This is a genomic window from Pseudomonas sp. LFS044, assembly GCF_047978245.1.
In the GTDB taxonomy this organism is placed as follows: Bacteria; Pseudomonadota; Gammaproteobacteria; order Pseudomonadales; family Pseudomonadaceae; genus Aquipseudomonas.
Map to the genome: position 1 here is coordinate 187247 of NZ_JBFPFX010000007.1, position 17436 is coordinate 204682.

The window sequence follows — 17436 nt, forward strand, 5'->3', positions numbered from 1 at the left end:
AGCCCGCTCCTACATTTGTTGCAACGTGCCATGGCCTGTGAGGCCATAGTTGCCAGCCTTGTTGGCATGACCCAATTTTTCGGCTGGCGCTGCCGACGCCCCATTTGTCTACAGTCATGCGCCAAGGCGGACAACCATGGCCTGACTGGAATGGCACGTTGCAACAAATGTAGGAGCGGGCTTGCCCGCGATGCGCCGCGCGGGCGGCGCTCGATCTCAAGGGCGCTAAAGATCTCAAGGCAAGCGCTTCGCGGGCGGCGCTCGTCTCACCGTCGCCACAACATACATGCCATGCGCCCACAAACCTGGCATAACACTTGCTCAAGCCACGTCATCCTCCTTTGAAACCCAGATGGACGACGGATTATTGGCATGGCGAAGAGCGACGCAGTGAAAGACCCCGCCACTAAAGGCAAACTCAAGCTGATCCTGCTGCTGGTACTGGCCCTGTTGCTGGCGGTCGGCCTGTCGGTGGGCGCTACCTGGTTCTTCATGCACAAGAGCGAACCCGCCACACAGACCGACCCGGCAGCAGCGAACGTCAAGCCAGCGGCGCTGTACGAGGCCCTGTCCCCGGCGTTTGTGGTCAACTTCAACCAGAACGGTCGCCAGCGCTACATGCAGGTGAGCATCACCCTGCAAGGCCGCAGCCAGGCTGACATGGACGCCCTGAAGGTGCACATGCCGGTGATTCGCAACAACCTGGTGATGATGTTCTCCGGGCAAGGCTTCGACACCTTGGCCAGCAGCCCCGTGGGCCAGGAAATGCTGCGCCAGAAAGCCACCGCAGTGGTGCAGGAAGTGGCGCAGAAGGAAGTCGGCAAGCCGGTGGTAGACCAGCTGCTGTTCACCAATTTCGTATTGCAGTAGGAGTCCGTTATGGCCGTACAGGACCTGCTGTCCCAGGATGAGATCGATGCCCTGTTGCACGGCGTCGATGATGGGCTGGTACAGACCGAGAGCGCTGCCGAGCCTGGCAGCATCAAAAGCTACGACCTGACCAGCCAGGATCGGATCGTGCGCGGTCGCATGCCGACCCTCGAGATGATCAACGAGCGTTTCGCGCGCTATACCCGCATCAGCATGTTCAACCTGCTGCGCCGCTCGGCGGACGTGGCGGTTGGCGGCGTGCAGGTGATGAAGTTCGGCGAGTACGTGCATTCGCTGTACGTGCCGACCAGCCTCAACCTGGTCAAGATCAAGCCGCTACGCGGCACCTCGCTGTTCATCCTCGACGCCAAGCTGGTGTTCAAACTGGTGGACAACTTCTTCGGCGGTGACGGGCGTCACGCCAAGATCGAAGGCCGCGAATTCACCCCCACCGAGCTGCGGGTGGTGCGCATGGTGCTGGACCAGTGCTTCGTCGACCTCAAGGAAGCCTGGCAGGCGATCATGCCGGTCAACTTCGAGTACATGAACTCCGAGGTCAACCCGGCCATGGCCAACATCGTCGGGCCGAGCGAGGCGGTGGTGGTGTCAACCTTCCATATCGAACTGGACGGCGGCGGCGGCGACCTGCACGTGACCATGCCGTACTCGATGATCGAGCCGGTGCGCGAAATGCTCGATGCCGGTTTCCAGTCCGACCTGGACGACCAGGACGAGCGCTGGGTCAAGGCCCTGCGCGAGGACGTGCTGGACGTCTCTGTGCCGCTGAGCGCCACGGTTGCCCGCCGCCAGCTGAAACTGCGCGATGTGCTGCACATGCAGCCTGGCGACGTGATCCCGGTGGAGCTGCCGGAGCACCTGGTGCTGCGCGCCAACGGCGTGCCGTCGTTCAAGGCGCGCCTGGGTTCGCACAAGGGCAACCTGGCGCTGCAGATCATCGACCCGATCGAACGCCGCTGACGGCGTGCCGGTCGCTCACTACGAATTGAATGCCTGTCGAGGACATCATGGCTAACGAAAACGAGATCACCTCCCCAGAAGACCAGGCCCTGGCCGACGAATGGGCCGCGGCGCTGGAAGAAACCGGTGATGCCGGCCAGGCTGACATCGATGCGCTGCTGGGCGGCGACAGCGGCAATGCCGGCGCTGGCCGGCTGCCGATGGAAGAGTTCGCCAGCTCGCCGCGGCCGAAGGAAAACGTCAGCCTCGAAGGCCCGAACCTGGACGTGATCCTGGACATTCCGGTGAACATCTCCATGGAAGTGGGCAGCACCGAAATCAACATCCGCAATCTGCTGCAGCTGAACCAGGGTTCGGTCATCGAGCTCGACCGCCTGGCCGGTGAGCCGCTCGACGTGCTGGTCAACGGCACGCTGATCGCCCATGGCGAAGTGGTGGTGGTCAACGAGAAGTTCGGCATCCGCCTGACCGACGTGATCAGCCCCAGCGAACGTATCAAGAAGCTGCGCTGAGTGAAGGGTACGATGCGGGCCCTGACGGCCCTGGCCACGCTGCTCGCCAGCGAAGCGGTGATTGCCGCTGCCGCACCGGCGGTGCCGGTAACGCCACCGCCAGGCACACCCGGCAGCCTGGGTGGGCAGCTGGCGCAGATGGTGTTCGGCCTGCTGCTGGTGGTGGGCCTGATCTTCTTCCTGGCCTGGCTGCTGCGCCGCATGCAGGGCGCTGCGCCCAAGGGAGGCCAGGTGATCGAGATCGTCGGTAGCCGCGCCCTTGGCCCGCGCGACCGGCTGTTGCTGGTGCAGGTCGGCAACGAGCAGATCCTCATCGGCCATACCCCTGGCAGCATCGAGGCCTTGCACGTCATGGCCGAACCTGTGGAAGTAGCCGCCAGCGCCCGTCAGGCGACGCCGGAATTCGCCCAGCGGCTGATGGAGCTGATGGGCAAGGATCAGAAGGACAAGAAGTGATGATCGGCGCGCTGCGCATCATGTTCACCCTGGCGCTGCTCTTGGCCGCGCCGTTGGCCCTGGGCGCCGACCCGCTGTCGATCCCGGCCATTACCCTGTCCAATGGGCCGGACGGGCAGCAGGAATACTCGGTCAGCCTGCAGATCCTGATGATCATGACGGCGCTGAGTTTCATTCCAGCGTTCGTCATCCTGATGACCAGCTTCACCCGCATCATCATCGTCTTCTCGATCCTGCGCCAGGCGCTGGGCCTGCAGCAGACCCCGTCGAACCAGGTGTTGACCGGTATGGCGCTGTTCCTGACCCTGTTCATCATGGCGCCGGTGTTCGACCGGGTGAACCAGGACGCCGTGCAGCCGTATTTGAAGGAGCAGATGACGGCCCAGCAGGCCATCGACAAGGCCCAGGGGCCGCTGAAGGACTTCATGCTGGCACAAACCCGCCAGAGCGATCTGGACCTGTTCATGCGCCTGTCCAAGCGCACCGATATCGCCGGGCCCGAGCAGGTGCCGCTGACCATTCTGGTGCCAGCGTTCGTCACCTCGGAGCTGAAAACCGCGTTCCAGATCGGCTTCATGATCTTCATCCCGTTCCTGATCATCGACATGGTGGTCGCCAGCGTGCTGATGGCCATGGGCATGATGATGCTGTCGCCGTTGATCATCTCGCTGCCGTTCAAGATCATGCTGTTCGTCCTGGTCGATGGCTGGGCGCTGATCATGGGCACTTTGGCCGGCAGTTTCGGCGGCGTCTGACGCTGCCAAGGAGAGCCTTGCATGACACCTGAAGTAGCCGTCGACCTGTTCCGCGACGCCCTCTGGCTGACCACGCTGATGGTGGCCGTGCTGGTGGTGCCGAGCCTGTTGGTCGGCCTGGTGGTGGCGATGTTCCAGGCCGCCACGCAGATCAACGAACAGACGTTGAGCTTCCTGCCACGCCTGCTGGTGATGCTAGTGACGCTGATCGTTGCCGGGCCGTGGCTGACGCAGAAGTTCATGGAGTACATCACCGGCCTGTACACCAGCATCCCGCAGCTGATCGGTTGAAGCAGCCATGCTGGAGCTGACCGACGCGCAGATCGGCACCTGGGTCGCCACCTTCATGCTGCCGCTGTTCCGGGTGACCGCGGTGCTGATGACCATGCCGATCTTTGGCACCCGCATGCTGCCGGCGCGCATTCGCCTGTACGCGGCGGTGGCTATCACCGTGGTGATCGTGCCGGCCTTGCCGCCATTGCCCGAGTTCGACCCGCTAAGCCTGCGCGGCCTGTTGTTGTGTGGCGAGCAGATAATTGTCGGGGCATTGTTCGGCTTCTCATTGCAGTTACTGTTCCAGGCCTTTGTCATCGCCGGGCAAATCGTCGCGATTCAAATGGGCATGGCCTTCGCCTCGATGGTCGACCCGGCCAACGGTGTCAACGTGGCGGTGGTCAGCCAGTTCATGACCATGCTGATCAGCGTGCTGTTCTTGCTCATGAACGGCCACCTGGTGGCGTTCGAGGTACTGACCGAGAGCTTTACCACCTTGCCGGTCGGCAATGCGCTGGTGGTCAACCATTTCTGGGAGATGGCCGGGCGCCTGAGCTGGGTGTTCGGCGCCGGTCTGCTGCTGATCCTGCCGGCGATTGCAGCGCTGCTGGTGGTGAACATTGCCTTCGGCGTGATGACCCGTGCCGCGCCGCAGTTGAACATCTTTTCCATCGGCTTCCCGCTGACCCTGGTGCTGGGCCTGGGCATTTTCTGGGTGGGCCTGGCCGATGTGCTTTCCCACTACCAGGCATTGGCCAGTGAGGCGCTGCAATGGCTGCGTGATCTGGCAAGGGCGCGCTGAACATGGCAGAGAGCGAGAGCGGTGCCGACAAGACGGAAGACCCCACCGACAAGCGCAAGCGCGATGCGCGCGAAAAAGGTGAGATTGCCCGCTCCAAGGAGCTGAATACGGTGGCAGTGACGCTGGCCGGTGCGGGTGCGTTATTGGCCTTTGGTGGGCACTTGGCCGAGACGCTGCTGGCGCTGATGCGCCTGAACTTTTCGCTAACCCGCGAGGTGCTGACCGATGAGCGCTCCATGGGCCAGTTCCTGCTCGCCTCGGGCAAGATGGCGATCTGGGCAACGCAGCCGATCCTGGTGCTGCTGTTCTTCATTGCGCTGATCTCGCCCATCGCGCTAGGTGGGTTCATCTTTTCGGGCAGCCTGCTGCAGCCAAAATTCAGCCGCATGAACCCATTGTCGGGGATCAAGCGGATGTTTTCGATGAACGCATTGACCGAGCTGCTCAAGGCGCTGGCCAAGTTCTTCATGATTCTGATCGTTGCGCTGGTTGTGCTGAGCAACGATCGCCAGGCATTGCTGGCCATCGCCAACGAGCCGCTGGAGCAGGCGATCATCCACAGTGTGCAGGTGGTGGGCTGGAGTGCGCTGTGGATGGCGGCAGGGCTGCTGATCATCGCGGCGGCAGATGTGCCATTCCAGCTATATCAGACCCACAAGAAGCTGAAGATGACCAAGCAGGAGGTCAAGGACGAGTACAAGGACAGCGAGGGCAAGCCCGAGGTCAAGCAACGTATTCGTCAGCTGCAGCGCGAAGTATCGCAGCGGCGCATGATGGCCGCAGTGCCCGAGGCGGATGTGATCATCACCAACCCGACGCACTATGCCGTGGCCCTGCAGTACGACCCCGAGAAGGGTGGGGCGGCGCCGTTGCTGCTGGCCAAGGGTACCGACTTCATTGCCTTGAAGATTCGCGAGATCGGCGTGGAGCACAAGGTGCAGATCCTCGAATCGCCGGCGCTGGCGCGGGCGATCTACTACTCCACCGAAATTGAACAGGAGATCCCCGCGGGGCTCTACCTGGCGGTGGCGCAGGTGCTGGCGTATGTGTTCCAGATCCGGCAGTACCGGGCGGGCAAGGGCAAGCGGCCGGAGCCGTTGAAGGATGAACTGCCGATTCCGCCGGATTTGCGGCGTGATAGTTGAGGGCTGCGGTGTATGTTGTGGGCCTGGCGGTGGTTCTATGTCGATCGCAAGAACACCCAAGATTCCGAGCCATACACAAAGTTGGAAAGCTTCTTGCAGAGCCACGCCCAAGCGCCCCTTGGGCGTCAAAGTTTTGCATGAAGAGGAATCGCGGTGGATCGCACTCAGTTAATCAGCAACGCGCGCCATAACCTGGCCGGCCTCGGTCGGGGCAACCTGGGTGTGCCGCTGTTGCTGCTGGTGATGTTGGCAATGATGATGTTGCCGATACCGCCGTTCCTGCTCGACGTGTTCTTCACCTTCAACATCGCCCTGTCGATCGTGGTCCTGCTGGTCTGCGTGTACGCACTGCGCCCGCTCGATTTCGCCGCGTTTCCGACCATCCTGCTGGTGGCAACATTGCTGCGCCTGGCGCTGAACGTGGCGTCCACGCGGGTGGTCATGCTGCACGGTCAAGAGGGGCATGGCGCTGCAGGTAAGGTGATCCAGGCTTTCGGTGAGGTCGTGATCGGCGGTAACTACGTCGTCGGTGCGGTGGTGTTCGCCATCCTCATGATCATCAACTTCGTGGTAGTGACCAAGGGTGCCGGGCGTATTTCCGAGGTGAGCGCGCGCTTCACCCTCGACGCCATGCCCGGCAAGCAGATGGCCATCGACGCCGACCTCAATGCCGGCCTGATCGACCAGGCGCAGGCAAAGTCGCGCCGCGCCGAGGTGGCCCAGGAGGCCGAGTTCTACGGTTCGATGGACGGTGCCAGCAAGTTCGTGCGCGGCGACGCCATCGCCGGCTTGCTGATCCTGTTCATCAACCTGATTGGCGGCATGCTCATCGGCATGCTGCAGCACAATATGTCGTTCAGCGATGCGGGCAAGGTCTATGCCCTGCTGACCATCGGTGACGGTTTGGTGGCGCAATTGCCATCACTGCTGCTGTCTACCGCCGCTGCAATCATGGTCACCCGTGCTTCGGGCTCCGAAGACATGGGCAAGCTGATCAACCGGCAGATGTTCGACTCGCCCAAGGCGCTGGCGGTGTCGGCGGGGCTGATGATCGTCATGGGGCTGGTGCCGGGCATGCCGCACGTCGCCTTCCTCAGCCTCGGCCTGCTGGCTGGTGGTGGCGCCTACCTGGTGTGGAAGAAGCAGCAGAAGGCCAAGGCCGACGCGCTGCAGGAAGCGCAGCGCCAGCAGGACCTGCTGCCCTCGCCACAGCGCGCGATGGACACCAAGGAGCTGGGCTGGGACGACGTGACGCCGATCGACATGATCGGCCTGGAAGTCGGCTACCGCCTGATCCCGCTGGTCGACCGCAACCAGGGTGGCCAACTGCTGGCGCGGATCAAAGGGGTGCGCAAGAAGCTCTCCCAGGACCTGGGCTTCCTCATGCCCACCGTGCACATTCGGGACAACCTCGACCTGCAGCCCAGCGCCTACCGCCTGACGCTGATGGGCGTGATCCTGGCTGAGGCCGAGATCTACCCGGACCGGGAGCTGGCGATCAACCCAGGCCAGGTGTTTGGCACCCTCAACGGCATCGCTGCACGTGACCCGGCGTTCGGCCTGGAAGCGGTGTGGATCGACATCGGTCAGCGTGCCCAGGCGCAGTCGCTGGGCTATACCGTGGTCGATGCCAGCACTGTGGTCGCCACGCACCTCAACCAGATCCTGCAGAAGCACTGTCACGAGCTGATCGGCCACGAAGAGGTTCAGCAATTGCTGCAGGTGCTGTCCAAGGCATCGCCTAAACTTGCTGAAGAGCTGGTGCCGGGTGTCATTTCCTTGTCGGGGCTGCTCAAGGTCCTGCAAGCGTTGCTTGCCGAGCAAGTGCCGGTGCGCGACATCCGCAGCATTGCCGAGGCTATCGCTAACAATGCCGGCAAGAGTCAAGATACCGCCGCGCTGGTGGCGGCAGTGCGCGTCGGATTGTGTCGCGCCATCGTGCAAAGCATTGTCGGCGTTGAGTCCGAGCTGCCTGTGATCACCCTTGAGCCAAGGTTGGAACAGATTTTGCTCAATAGTCTGCAAAGGGCCGGGCAAGGTCAGGAAGACGGTGTTCTTCTTGAACCGAGCATGGCCGAAAAGCTGCAGCGTTCGCTGATCGAAGCCGCCCAGCGCCAGGAGATGCAAGGCCAACCGGCCATCCTCCTGGTCGCAGGCCCGATCCGCGCCATGCTGTCGCGCTTCGGTCGCCTGGCTGTACCGAATTTGCATGTTCTGGCGTATCAGGAAATACCGGATAACAAGCAAGTCACCATCGTTGCCACCGTGGGCCCCAACGGCTGAGGTAGTGGGTTATGCAAGTTAAGCGTTTTTTCGCCGCCGATATGCGTCAGGCCATGAAGCTGGTTCGTGATGAGCTGGGCTCCGACGCCGCCATCATCGGTAACCGCCGCATCGCCGGCGGTGTCGAGCTGACGGCCGCGCTGGACTACAAGCTGTCCGCCCTGGCCCCGCGCGTGCCCAACCCCGAGCTCGAACAAGAGCTGCGCAAGACCCAGACTCGCATCGCCACTGCCCAGGCCGAACTGGACAACCGCAGCGAGGCCAGTGAAGGCGACCGCCAATTGTTTGCCGGGCAATCGCTGACCGCCTCGGAGCCATTGATCGAGCCGCACGTGGAGGCGCCGGCCGCTGCTGCTGCCGCTGCCCCGGCCCCGGTCGACCCGCGCCTGTTCGACGCCATGCGCTCTGAACTGTCGGGCCTGCGCGAACTGCTCGAAGTGCAGCTCGGCTCACTGGCCTGGAACCAGCTGCAAGGCAGCAAGCCGGCACAGGCCAACCTCTGGCGCCGGCTGCAGCGCATCGGCCTGTCCGGGCCGATTGCCCGCGAACTGCTCGAGCTCACCGCCGAGATCGAAGAGCCGCGCCAGGCCTGGCGCATGTTGCTGGCGCACCTTGCGCGGATGATCGAAGTGCCCGAGATCGAGCCGATCGAAGAGGGTGGTGTGATCGCCATGGTCGGCCCCGCCGGCATGGGCAAGACCACCACCCTGGCCAAGCTGGCGGCGCGTTATGTGCTCAAGTATGGCCCGCAGAACCTGGCCCTGGTGAGCATGGACAGCTTCCGCATCGGCGCGCAGGAACAGCTCAAGACCCTGGGCCGCATCCTCAATGTGCCGGTGACCTATGTCGACCCGGGCCAGTCGCTGGCCCAGGCGCTCGAGCCGCTGCTGCGCAAGCGCGTGGTGCTGATCGATACCGCAGGCCTTCAGGCCAGCGACCCGGCCCTGCGCATGCAACTGGAAAGCCTGGCCAGCCGAGGCATTGCCTCGAAGAATTACCTCGTGCTGGCCACCACCAGCCAGAAGCAGGTGCTGACCGCGGCCTACCACAGCTACAAACGCTGCGGCCTGGCCGGTTGCATCCTGAGTAAACTCGATGAAACGGCAAGCCTCGGCGATGTGCTGAGCCTGGCCATCAGTCATGAACTGCCCGTGGCCTATCTCACCGATGGCCCGCGCATTCCTGACGACCTTCACCTGCCGCGGGCGCACCAGTTGGTGACCCGGGCGGTGAATGTGCAGTTGCAGGACGAGCCCAGCGAAGAGGCCATGGCCGATATGTTCGCTGATCTCTATCACAACCCACGACGAGCGGGTTGATGATGAAGCGTTTGCAAAATACCTACACCAAGGGGGCTGCAGTAATCCCCCTCGTGTGGCTTGGGTCCAAGCGAGACAAGGTAAACAACGAACATGGGTAGCATGCATCCCGTACAGGTGATCGCCGTAACCGGTGGTAAAGGTGGCGTCGGCAAGACTAACGTTTCAGTGAACCTGTCCCTGGCGCTGGCCGAACTCGGCCGCCGGGTCATGCTGCTGGACGCTGACCTGGGCCTGGCCAATGTCGACGTGTTGCTGGGCCTGACCCCGAAACGCACCCTGGCCGATGTCATCGAAGGGCGCTGCGAGCTTCGCGATGTGCTGTTGCAGGGGCCTGGCGGTGTGCGCATCGTGCCGGCCGCCTCCGGCACCCAGAGCATGGTGCACCTGGCCCCGGCCCAGCATGCCGGGCTGATCCAGGCATTCAGCGAAGTCGGCGACAACCTCGATGTGCTGGTGATCGACACCGCGGCAGGCATTGGCGATTCGGTGGTCAGCTTCGTCCGCGCGGCGCAGGAAGTGCTGCTGGTGGTGTGTGACGAGCCGACCTCGATCACCGACGCCTACGCGTTGATCAAACTGCTCAACCGCGACTATGGAATGAACCGTTTCCGCGTGCTGGCCAACATGGCGCAAAGCCCGCAGGAAGGGCGCAACCTGTTCGCCAAGTTGACCAAGGTCACCGACCGTTTTCTTGACGTCGCCCTGCAGTATGTCGGCGCCGTGCCGTACGACGAGTGCGTGCGCAAGGCGGTGCAGAAGCAGCGGGCAGTCTATGAGGCGTTCCCGCGTTCCAAGTGCGCGCTGGCCTTCAAGGCCATTGCGCAGAAGGTCGATAGCTGGCCATTGCCGGCCAACCCGCGCGGGCACCTGGAGTTCTTCGTCGAGCGCCTGGTGCAACCCACCAGTGCAGGGCCAGTGCTATGAGTGCGAGCGGTTTCAAGATGTACAGCAAGGCGTCCAAGGACGCCCAGTACGAACTGATCGAACGCTACGCCCCGCTGGTCAAGCGCATTGCCTATCACCTGCTGGCGCGTTTGCCGGCCAACGTGCAGGTCGAAGACCTGATCCAGGCCGGCATGATCGGTTTGCTGGAAGTCGCCAACAAGTATGACGCCAGCAAGGGCGCCAGCTTCGAGACCTACGCCGGTATCCGCATCCGCGGGGCGATGCTCGATGAGGTGCGCAAGGGTGATTGGGCACCGCGTTCGGTGCACCGCAACACCCGCATGGTCAGCGACGCGATGCGCGCCGTGGAATCCAGAACCGGCCGCGACGCTAAAGATCATGAAGTTGCTGCCGAACTCCAGTTGAGTCTCGATGATTACTACGGGATTTTGAACGATACCTTGGGTAGCCGCCTGTTCAGTTTCGACGACCTGTTGCAGGACGGCGAGCATGAAGGGTTGCACGAGGACGGCGCCAGTGGCCAGGTCGAGCCGTCGCGCGACCTGGAAGACGAGCGCTTCCAGGCTGCCCTGACCGATGCCATCGCCAACCTGCCCGAGCGGGAGCGGCTGGTCCTGGCGCTGTACTACGACGAAGAGCTGAACCTCAAGGAAATCGGTGAGGTGCTGGGCGTCAGCGAGTCGCGTGTCAGCCAGCTGCACAGCCAGTGCGCCGCGCGCCTGCGCAGCCGCCTGGGGGAATGGCGGGCGCGCTGAGCCCGGGGTCGTTGCAGTCGTTTTCACGTTGTACCGAATTGATTGAATGCGCGCTCGGGGCCGAGCGCGTTTGAGACTGCTTGGAGGTCTAATTGAACAAAGACATGAAAATCCTCATCGTTGACGACTTTTCGACGATGCGGCGGATCATCAAGAACCTGCTGCGTGATCTGGGCTTCACCAATACCGACGAAGCCGATGACGGCACCACGGCGCTGCCGATGCTGCAGGCCGGGCATTACGACTTCCTGGTGACCGACTGGAACATGCCTGGCATGTCCGGCATTGACCTGCTGCGCAAGGTGCGCGCGGACGAGCGCCTGAAGGCCATGCCAGTGCTGATGGTGACTGCCGAAGCCAAGCGCGACCAGATCATCGAAGCGGCCCAGGCCGGGGTGAATGGTTACGTGGTCAAGCCGTTCACCGCTCAGGTGCTCAAAGAAAAGATCGAGAAGATCTTCGAACGCGTCAACGGCTGAGTCCGGTCAGGGGGCGCCATGGAATCAACACAAACGTCTTTGGGGGAGTTCGAATCGACCCTGAAGAAGCATGCCCAGGAGTTGGTCGAAAGCCTGGAGAAGGGGCGGTTCGGCGAGGCGGTGCAGCTGATTCATCAGCTCAACCAGACCCGCGACCGTGGCCTGTACCAGGAAGTCGGCAAGCTGACCCGCGAGCTGCACAGCGCGATCGTCAGCTTCCAGATCGACCCGCACATGCCGCAGGCCGAGGAAGTTTCGCAGATTACCGACGCCACCGAGCGTTTGTCCTATGTGGTCAAGCTCACCGAAGGGGCTGCCAACCGCACCATGGACCTGGTGGAGGAAAGTACGCCGGTGCTGGGTGACCTGGCCGCTGAGGCGCAGAGCCTGAGCGTCGACTGGCAGCGCTTCATGCGCCGCGAGGTCGCCGCGCCGGAATTCCGTGAGCTGGTCAAACGCGTCGACAGTTTCCTGACGCACAGCGCCGAAGGTAACCGCAAGGTCGCTGGCCACCTCAATGACATTCTGCTCGCCCAGGACTATCAGGACCTGACCGGGCAGGTGATCAAGCGCGTGACTGCGCTGGTGACCGAAGTCGAAAGCAATCTGCTCAAGCTCGTGCTGATGGCCAGTCAGGTCGACCGTTTTGCCGGTATCGAACATGACCACCAACAGCTGCGTGCTGAAAAAGATCAAGAAAAATATCCGGCTCGGGGTGAAGGTCCGCAGATTCATGCCGATAAGCGTGAAGACGTCGTGTCCGGTCAGGACGATGTCGATGATCTGCTGTCCAGCCTGGGTTTTTAAGGAGCACCTTTGATGAGCTTCGGCGCCGATGAAGAAATCCTTCAGGATTTCCTGGTAGAAGCCGGCGAAATACTTGAGCAACTGTCCGAGCAACTGGTCGAGCTGGAAAGCCGGCCCGACGATGCCGACCTGCTCAATGCCATTTTTCGCGGTTTCCACACTGTAAAAGGGGGCGCCGGCTTCCTCCAGCTCAACGAGCTGGTGGAGTGCTGCCATATCGCCGAGAACGTATTCGACATCCTGCGCAAGGGTGAGCGCCGGGTTGACGCTGAACTGATGGACGTGGTGCTCGAAGCACTGGACACGGTCAACAGCATGTTCGGCCAGGTGCGCGAACGCAGCGAAGTGACCCCGGCCACGCCCGAGTTGCTGGCAGCCCTGGCGCGGCTCGCCGAGCCGGGCAGTGCCCAGGCCGCTGCGCCGGTGGTGGAGGCTGCACCTGTGCAGGCGGAGCCTGCCGCCGAGGCGGATATTACCGATACCGAATTCGAACAGCTGCTCGACTCGCTTGACGCCGTCAAGGCCGAAGCCGCCGCTGCCGAACAGCAGCTGCAGGGCGAAACCCTGACCGGCGCCGGCGATGAGATCACCGACGCCGAGTTCGAATCGCTGCTCGACCAATTGCATGGCAAAGGCCAGTTCTCGCCCGAGGTCGTCGCCAGCGAGCCGGTGGTGGTCACTGCCAGCGCCCCGGCAAGTGACGAGATCACCGACGAAGAATTCGAGTCGCTGCTCGACCAGCTGCATGGCAAAGGCACGTTCCAGGCCGATGCGTTGCCGGCCGCCAGCCCAGCGGTGGCAAGCGATGCGCCGGCGGCTGCCAGCAGCGAAGAAATCAGCGAGCACGAGTTCGAAGCGCTGCTCGATCAGTTGCACGGCAAAGGCAAGTTCTCCGGCGACACCGTCGCCTCCGAGGCGCCAGCTGCCGTTGTTGCGCCCGTGGCTGCCAAGCCGCAAAGCCAGCCCGTGGCCAAACCGGCACCTGCCGCTGCAGCCAAGCCCGCCGCACCCGCCCGTGCCCCGGCACCGGCGGCCGAGAAGCATGCGGTCAGCGAAGCGGAAACCACGGTACGCGTCGACACCGCGCGCCTGGACGAGATCATGAACATGGTCGGCGAACTGGTGCTGGTGCGTAACCGCCTGGTACGCCTGGGCCTGAACAGCGGCGACGAGGCCATGTCCAAGGCCGTGTCGAACCTCGACGTGGTCACTGCCGACCTGCAGACCGCGGTGATGAAAACCCGCATGCAGCCGATCAAGAAAGTTTTCGGCCGCTTCCCGCGCCTGGTTCGTGACCTGGCTCGCCAGCTCAAGAAAGAGATCAACCTGGAGCTGGTCGGTGAAGAAACCGACCTGGACAAGAACCTGGTCGAGGCCCTGGCCGACCCGCTGGTGCACTTGGTGCGCAACGCGGTCGACCACGGTATCGAAATGCCTGACGAGCGTGAAGCCTCGGGCAAGGCGCGCACGGGCCGTGTGGTGCTGTCGGCCGAGCAGGAAGGCGATCACATCCTGTTGTCGATCTCGGACGACGGCAAGGGCATGGACCCGAACATCCTGCGTGCCAAGGCCGTGGAAAAGGGCCTGATGGACAAGGACGCCGCCGAGCGCCTGAGCGAGTCGGACTGCTACAACCTGATCTTCGCCCCAGGCTTCTCGACCAAAACGGAAATTTCCGACGTGTCCGGCCGTGGTGTCGGCATGGACGTGGTTAAGACCAAGATTTCCCAGCTCAACGGCTCGATCAACATCTTCTCGGCCAAGGGCCAGGGTTCGAAGATCGTCATCAAGGTGCCGTTGACCCTGGCGATCATGCCGACCCTGATGGTGATGCTGGGCAACCAGGCGTTCGCCTTCCCGCTGGTCAACGTCAACGAGATCTTCCACCTCGACCTGTCGCGCACCAACGTGGTCGACGGCCAGGAAGTGGTGATCGTGCGCGACAAGGCACTGCCGCTGTTCTACCTCAAGCGCTGGCTGGTCCAGGGCCAGGTGCATGAAGAACAGCGCGAGGGCCATGTGGTGATCCTCTCGGTCGGTACCCAGCGTATCGGCTTCGTGGTCGACCAGTTGGTGGGCCAGGAAGAGGTGGTGATCAAGCCGCTGGGCAAGATGCTGCAGGGCACCCCGGGCATGTCCGGCGCCACCATCACCGGTGACGGTCGCATTGCGCTGATCCTCGACGTACCGAGCATGCTCAAGCGTTACGCGGCGCGGCGTATTTGATTTCGGTGGCGCGCCCTGGCGGGCTGCGCCACCTAATGGAGTGTTTATGGCAGTCAAGGTCCTGGTGGTGGATGATTCCGGTTTCTTCCGCCGCCGCGTCTCGGAAATCCTCTCGGCGGACCCGACGATCCAGGTCGTGGGTACCGCGACCAATGGCAGGGAAGCGATCGACCAGGCACTGGCGCTCAAACCTGATGTCATCACCATGGACTACGAAATGCCCATGATGGATGGCATCACCGCCGTGCGGCACATCATGCAGCGCTGCCCGACGCCGGTGTTGATGTTCTCCTCGCTGACCCACGAAGGCGCCCGGGTAACCCTCGACGCGCTGGATGCCGGTGCGGTGGATTACCTGCCGAAGAACTTCGAAGACATTTCGCGCAACCCGGAAAAGGTCAAGCAGATGCTGTGCGAAAAGGTACATACCCTTTCGCGCAGCAACCGCCGCTTTGGCGGTTACGCAAGCCCCGCGCCGGTCACCGCGCCAGCCCCGGCCAGCGTAGCCCACGCCCCGGCCAGCAGCCTTGCCAGCCACGCCCCGGCGCGTGCGGCAGCGCCAGCCCGTGCAACGGCCCCGGCACCCGCACACTCGCCAACGCATTCGCCAGCGCCCAAGCGCAAGCCCTACAAGCTGGTGGCCATCGGTACGTCCACCGGCGGCCCGGTCGCCCTGCAACGGGTGCTGACGCAGCTGCCTGGCAACTTCCCGGCGCCGATCGTGCTCATCCAGCACATGCCGGCGGCGTTCACCAAGGCATTTGCCGAGCGCCTCGACAAGCTGTGCAGGATCAGCGTCAAGGAAGCCGAGGATGGCGACGTGTTGCGCCCGGGCCTGGCCCTGTTGGCGCCCGGCGGCAAGCAGATGATGATCGATGGGCGTGGCACGGTGAAGATCCTGCCCGGTGACGAGCGCCTGAACTACAAGCCGTGCGTGGACATCACCTTCGGCTCGGCGGCCAAGTCGTACGGCGACAAGGTACTGTCGGTGGTGCTCACCGGCATGGGTGCCGACGGCCGGGAAGGCGCGCGCCTGCTCAAGCAAGGCGGTAGCACCGTGTGGGCCCAAGATGAAGCCAGCTGCGTGATCTATGGCATGCCCATGGCCATCGTCAAGGCCAACCTGGCCGATGCGGTGTACAGCCTGGATGAAATTGGCAAGCACCTGGTCGAGGCCTGCGTCTGATGGATGTTTTGAGCCTGATTGGCCTGATTCTGGCGTTCGTTGCCATTGTCGGCGGCAACTTCCTCGAAGGCGGGCACGTGGGTGCGCTGCTCAATGGCCCGGCGGCGTTGATCGTGCTTGGCGGTACCCTTGCAGCGGCGCTGTTGCAGTCGCCGCTGGCGTCGTTCAAGCGTGCCTTGCAGATCTTGCGCTGGATCATCTTCCCGCCGCGGGTCGACCTGGCTGGCGGCATCGACCGCGTGGTGAACTGGAGCCTGACGGCACGCAAGGAGGGCCTGCTGGGCCTGGAGGGCGTGGCCGATGCCGAGCCCGACCCGTACGCGCGCAAGGGCTTGCAGTTGCTGGTCGATGGCGCCGAACCCGAATCGATCCGCAGCATCCTGGAGGTGGATTTCCTCACCCAGGAAGGCCGCGATATCCAGGCAGCCAAAGTGTTCGAAAGCATGGGCGGCTACGCGCCGACCATCGGTATCATCGGTGCGGTCATGGGCCTGATCCATGTGATGGGCAACCTGGCCGACCCTTCTCAGCTGGGTAACGGCATTGCCGTGGCCTTCGTTGCCACCATTTACGGCGTAGCCAGCGCCAACCTGATCCTGCTGCCCGTCGCCAACAAGCTCAAGGCCATCGTCATTCGCCAGTCGCGCTACCGCGAGATGCTGCTTGAGGGCTTGTTGTCGATTGCCGAGGGTGAAAACCCGCGCTCGATCGAGCTGAAGCTGCAAGGCTTCATGGAGTAACCCATGCGTCGCCGTCGTCATACCGAGGAACACGAAAACCACGAGCGCTGGCTGGTGTCGTACGCCGACTTCATCACCTTGCTGTTCGCCTTTTTCGTGGTCATGTATTCGATTTCCTCGATCAACGAGGGCAAGTACAAGGTCATCTCGCAAGCGCTGCTGGGGGTGTTCAACGACCCTGAGCGGAGCATGAAGCCGATCCCCATCGGCGATGAGCAGCCGCTTAGCGTCAAGCCGGCCGAGCCGTTGATCAAGGACAGCGAACAGATTGATGCGGGCCTTGCGCAGAACAGCGTGGACCCACTGAAAACCATCAGCGACGACGTGCGCGATGCGTTCGGCGACTTGATCAAGTCCGACCAGATGACCGTGCGCGGCAACGAGCTGTGGGTGGAGATCGAGCTCAACTCGTCGTTGCTGTTCGGCAGCGGTGATGCCATGCCCAGCGACAAGGCGTTCGACATCATCGAAAAGGTCGCGAACATCCTCAAACCGTTCGCCAACCCGGTGCACGTCGAGGGCTTTACCGACAACCTGCCGATCCGCACGGCGCAGTACCCGACCAACTGGGAGTTGTCGTCGGCGCGTGCAGCGAGCATCGTGCGCCTGCTGGCGATGGAAGGGGTGAACCCCGGGCGCATGGCGTCGGTAGGTTATGGCGAATATCAGCCGGTGGCCAGCAACGACACGGCCGAAGGCCGTGCGCGCAACCGCCGAGTGGTGCTGGTGATTTCCCGCAACCTCGAAGTACGCCGCAGTTTGACCGGCTCCGGCACGGCCAACGCCACCCCGGACGCCGCCTTGCGCCGTGCTGGCACACAAAGTGCACCGGCAACGCCAGTAACGACGGCGGGGCAGTGACTCGTCAATTCTCTGTCGCCCCATACCCGGTGAGAGCCGGCTTGCCGGCGATGCAGGCAACGCGGTATGTGGCACCGGCG

18 protein-coding genes are annotated in these 17436 nt (G+C 63.0%); all 18 read left to right on the forward strand.

All coding sequences use genetic code 11. From position 1 onward, the window contains the following. Window positions 1-372: 372 nt before the first annotated feature. Window positions 373-870, forward strand: coding sequence for a flagellar basal body-associated protein FliL (fliL, locus tag ACNQPL_RS08375; protein ID WP_346613990.1), 498 nt, complete (start codon window positions 373-375; stop codon window positions 868-870). A 9-nt stretch (window positions 871-879) separates the two neighbouring features. Further along, complete coding sequence (gene fliM / locus ACNQPL_RS08380) at window positions 880-1848, forward strand: flagellar motor switch protein FliM (protein WP_054900051.1); 969 nt, start codon at window positions 880-882, stop codon at window positions 1846-1848. 47 nt (window positions 1849-1895) lie between these two features. Beyond that, on the forward strand, window positions 1896-2360 hold the full coding sequence (gene fliN, locus ACNQPL_RS08385) for a flagellar motor switch protein FliN (RefSeq protein ID WP_346613991.1): 465 nt from the start codon (window positions 1896-1898) through the stop codon (window positions 2358-2360). A 12-nt stretch (window positions 2361-2372) separates the two neighbouring features. Next, on the forward strand, window positions 2373-2816 hold the full coding sequence (fliO, locus tag ACNQPL_RS08390; RefSeq protein WP_416466429.1) for a flagellar biosynthetic protein FliO: 444 nt from the start codon (window positions 2373-2375) through the stop codon (window positions 2814-2816). After that, complete coding sequence (gene fliP, locus ACNQPL_RS08395; protein WP_346613993.1) at window positions 2816-3571, forward strand: flagellar type III secretion system pore protein FliP; 756 nt, start codon at window positions 2816-2818, stop codon at window positions 3569-3571. The genes fliO and fliP overlap by 1 nt, the downstream gene beginning before the upstream one ends. 21 nt (window positions 3572-3592) lie before the next feature. Then, entirely contained in the window at window positions 3593-3862 is a 270-nt protein-coding gene (fliQ, locus tag ACNQPL_RS08400; RefSeq protein WP_346613994.1) for a flagellar biosynthesis protein FliQ, read from the forward strand. Window positions 3863-3869: 7 nt separating this feature from the next. After that, a complete protein-coding gene (fliR, locus tag ACNQPL_RS08405; protein WP_346613995.1) occupies window positions 3870-4646 on the forward strand; it encodes a flagellar biosynthetic protein FliR in 777 nt (258 codons plus the stop codon). Window positions 4647-4648: 2 nt separating this feature from the next. Further along, window positions 4649-5791, forward strand: a complete 1143-nt coding sequence (flhB, locus tag ACNQPL_RS08410) for a flagellar biosynthesis protein FlhB (RefSeq protein ID WP_346613996.1) — start codon at window positions 4649-4651, stop codon at window positions 5789-5791. A gap of 153 nt (window positions 5792-5944) precedes the next feature. Next, a complete protein-coding gene (flhA, locus tag ACNQPL_RS08415; RefSeq protein ID WP_346613997.1) occupies window positions 5945-8074 on the forward strand; it encodes a flagellar biosynthesis protein FlhA in 2130 nt (709 codons plus the stop codon). An 11-nt stretch (window positions 8075-8085) separates the two neighbouring features. Then, window positions 8086-9393 (forward strand): flagellar biosynthesis protein FlhF, encoded by a 1308-nt coding sequence (gene flhF / locus ACNQPL_RS08420; RefSeq protein WP_346613998.1) that lies wholly within the window; start codon window positions 8086-8088, stop codon window positions 9391-9393. A 93-nt stretch (window positions 9394-9486) separates the two neighbouring features. Beyond that, window positions 9487-10320 carry a flagellar synthesis regulator FleN gene (gene fleN / locus ACNQPL_RS08425; RefSeq protein WP_054900044.1) on the forward strand — a complete coding sequence of 278 codons (834 nt, stop codon included), beginning with the start codon at window positions 9487-9489 and terminating at the stop codon, window positions 10318-10320. Next, window positions 10317-11057 (forward strand): RNA polymerase sigma factor FliA, encoded by a 741-nt coding sequence (gene fliA, locus ACNQPL_RS08430; protein WP_346613999.1) that lies wholly within the window; start codon window positions 10317-10319, stop codon window positions 11055-11057. Before fleN ends, fliA begins: the two co-directional genes overlap by 4 nt. Window positions 11058-11161: 104 nt before the next feature. Then, window positions 11162-11536 (forward strand): chemotaxis response regulator CheY, encoded by a 375-nt coding sequence (locus tag ACNQPL_RS08435; protein ID WP_346614000.1) that lies wholly within the window; start codon window positions 11162-11164, stop codon window positions 11534-11536. Between the two features lie 18 nt (window positions 11537-11554). Then, entirely contained in the window at window positions 11555-12343 is a 789-nt protein-coding gene (locus ACNQPL_RS08440; protein WP_387527678.1) for a protein phosphatase CheZ, read from the forward strand. 12 nt (window positions 12344-12355) lie between these two features. Further along, window positions 12356-14569, forward strand: a complete 2214-nt coding sequence (locus ACNQPL_RS08445) for a chemotaxis protein CheA (protein ID WP_416466430.1) — start codon at window positions 12356-12358, stop codon at window positions 14567-14569. 46 nt (window positions 14570-14615) lie between these two features. Then, window positions 14616-15755, forward strand: coding sequence for a protein-glutamate methylesterase/protein-glutamine glutaminase (locus ACNQPL_RS08450; RefSeq protein WP_416466431.1), 1140 nt, complete (start codon window positions 14616-14618; stop codon window positions 15753-15755). Next, a complete protein-coding gene (locus ACNQPL_RS08455; protein WP_346614004.1) occupies window positions 15755-16495 on the forward strand; it encodes a flagellar motor protein in 741 nt (246 codons plus the stop codon). Before ACNQPL_RS08450 ends, ACNQPL_RS08455 begins: the two co-directional genes overlap by 1 nt. 3 nt (window positions 16496-16498) lie before the next feature. Further along, window positions 16499-17356 carry a flagellar motor protein MotD gene (gene motD / locus ACNQPL_RS08460; protein ID WP_416466432.1) on the forward strand — a complete coding sequence of 286 codons (858 nt, stop codon included), beginning with the start codon at window positions 16499-16501 and terminating at the stop codon, window positions 17354-17356. Window positions 17357-17436 lie beyond the last annotated feature (80 nt).

What these genes read in the sequence shown, in the direction of transcription:
- fliO (WP_416466429.1), top strand. Translation starts at nt 2,373, where the DNA reads ATGCGGGCCCTGACGGCCCTGGCCACGCTGCTCGCCAGCGAAGCGGTG.
- fliR (WP_346613995.1), top strand. Translation starts at nt 3,870, where the DNA reads ATGCTGGAGCTGACCGACGCGCAGATCGGCACCTGGGTCGCCACCTTC.
- ACNQPL_RS08435 (WP_346614000.1), top strand. Translation starts at nt 11,162, where the DNA reads ATGAAAATCCTCATCGTTGACGACTTTTCGACGATGCGGCGGATCATC.
- ACNQPL_RS08445 (WP_416466430.1), top strand. Translation starts at nt 12,356, where the DNA reads ATGAGCTTCGGCGCCGATGAAGAAATCCTTCAGGATTTCCTGGTAGAA.
- ACNQPL_RS08455 (WP_346614004.1), top strand. Translation starts at nt 15,755, where the DNA reads ATGGATGTTTTGAGCCTGATTGGCCTGATTCTGGCGTTCGTTGCCATT.
- flhF (WP_346613998.1), top strand. Translation starts at nt 8,086, where the DNA reads ATGCAAGTTAAGCGTTTTTTCGCCGCCGATATGCGTCAGGCCATGAAG.
- fliL (WP_346613990.1), top strand. Translation starts at nt 373, where the DNA reads ATGGCGAAGAGCGACGCAGTGAAAGACCCCGCCACTAAAGGCAAACTC.
- fliN (WP_346613991.1), top strand. Translation starts at nt 1,896, where the DNA reads ATGGCTAACGAAAACGAGATCACCTCCCCAGAAGACCAGGCCCTGGCC.
- ACNQPL_RS08440 (WP_387527678.1), top strand. Translation starts at nt 11,555, where the DNA reads ATGGAATCAACACAAACGTCTTTGGGGGAGTTCGAATCGACCCTGAAG.
- ACNQPL_RS08450 (WP_416466431.1), top strand. Translation starts at nt 14,616, where the DNA reads ATGGCAGTCAAGGTCCTGGTGGTGGATGATTCCGGTTTCTTCCGCCGC.
- fleN (WP_054900044.1), top strand. Translation starts at nt 9,487, where the DNA reads ATGGGTAGCATGCATCCCGTACAGGTGATCGCCGTAACCGGTGGTAAA.
- fliP (WP_346613993.1), top strand. Translation starts at nt 2,816, where the DNA reads ATGATCGGCGCGCTGCGCATCATGTTCACCCTGGCGCTGCTCTTGGCC.
- fliA (WP_346613999.1), top strand. Translation starts at nt 10,317, where the DNA reads ATGAGTGCGAGCGGTTTCAAGATGTACAGCAAGGCGTCCAAGGACGCC.
- flhB (WP_346613996.1), top strand. Translation starts at nt 4,649, where the DNA reads ATGGCAGAGAGCGAGAGCGGTGCCGACAAGACGGAAGACCCCACCGAC.
- fliM (WP_054900051.1), top strand. Translation starts at nt 880, where the DNA reads ATGGCCGTACAGGACCTGCTGTCCCAGGATGAGATCGATGCCCTGTTG.
- fliQ (WP_346613994.1), top strand. Translation starts at nt 3,593, where the DNA reads ATGACACCTGAAGTAGCCGTCGACCTGTTCCGCGACGCCCTCTGGCTG.
- motD (WP_416466432.1), top strand. Translation starts at nt 16,499, where the DNA reads ATGCGTCGCCGTCGTCATACCGAGGAACACGAAAACCACGAGCGCTGG.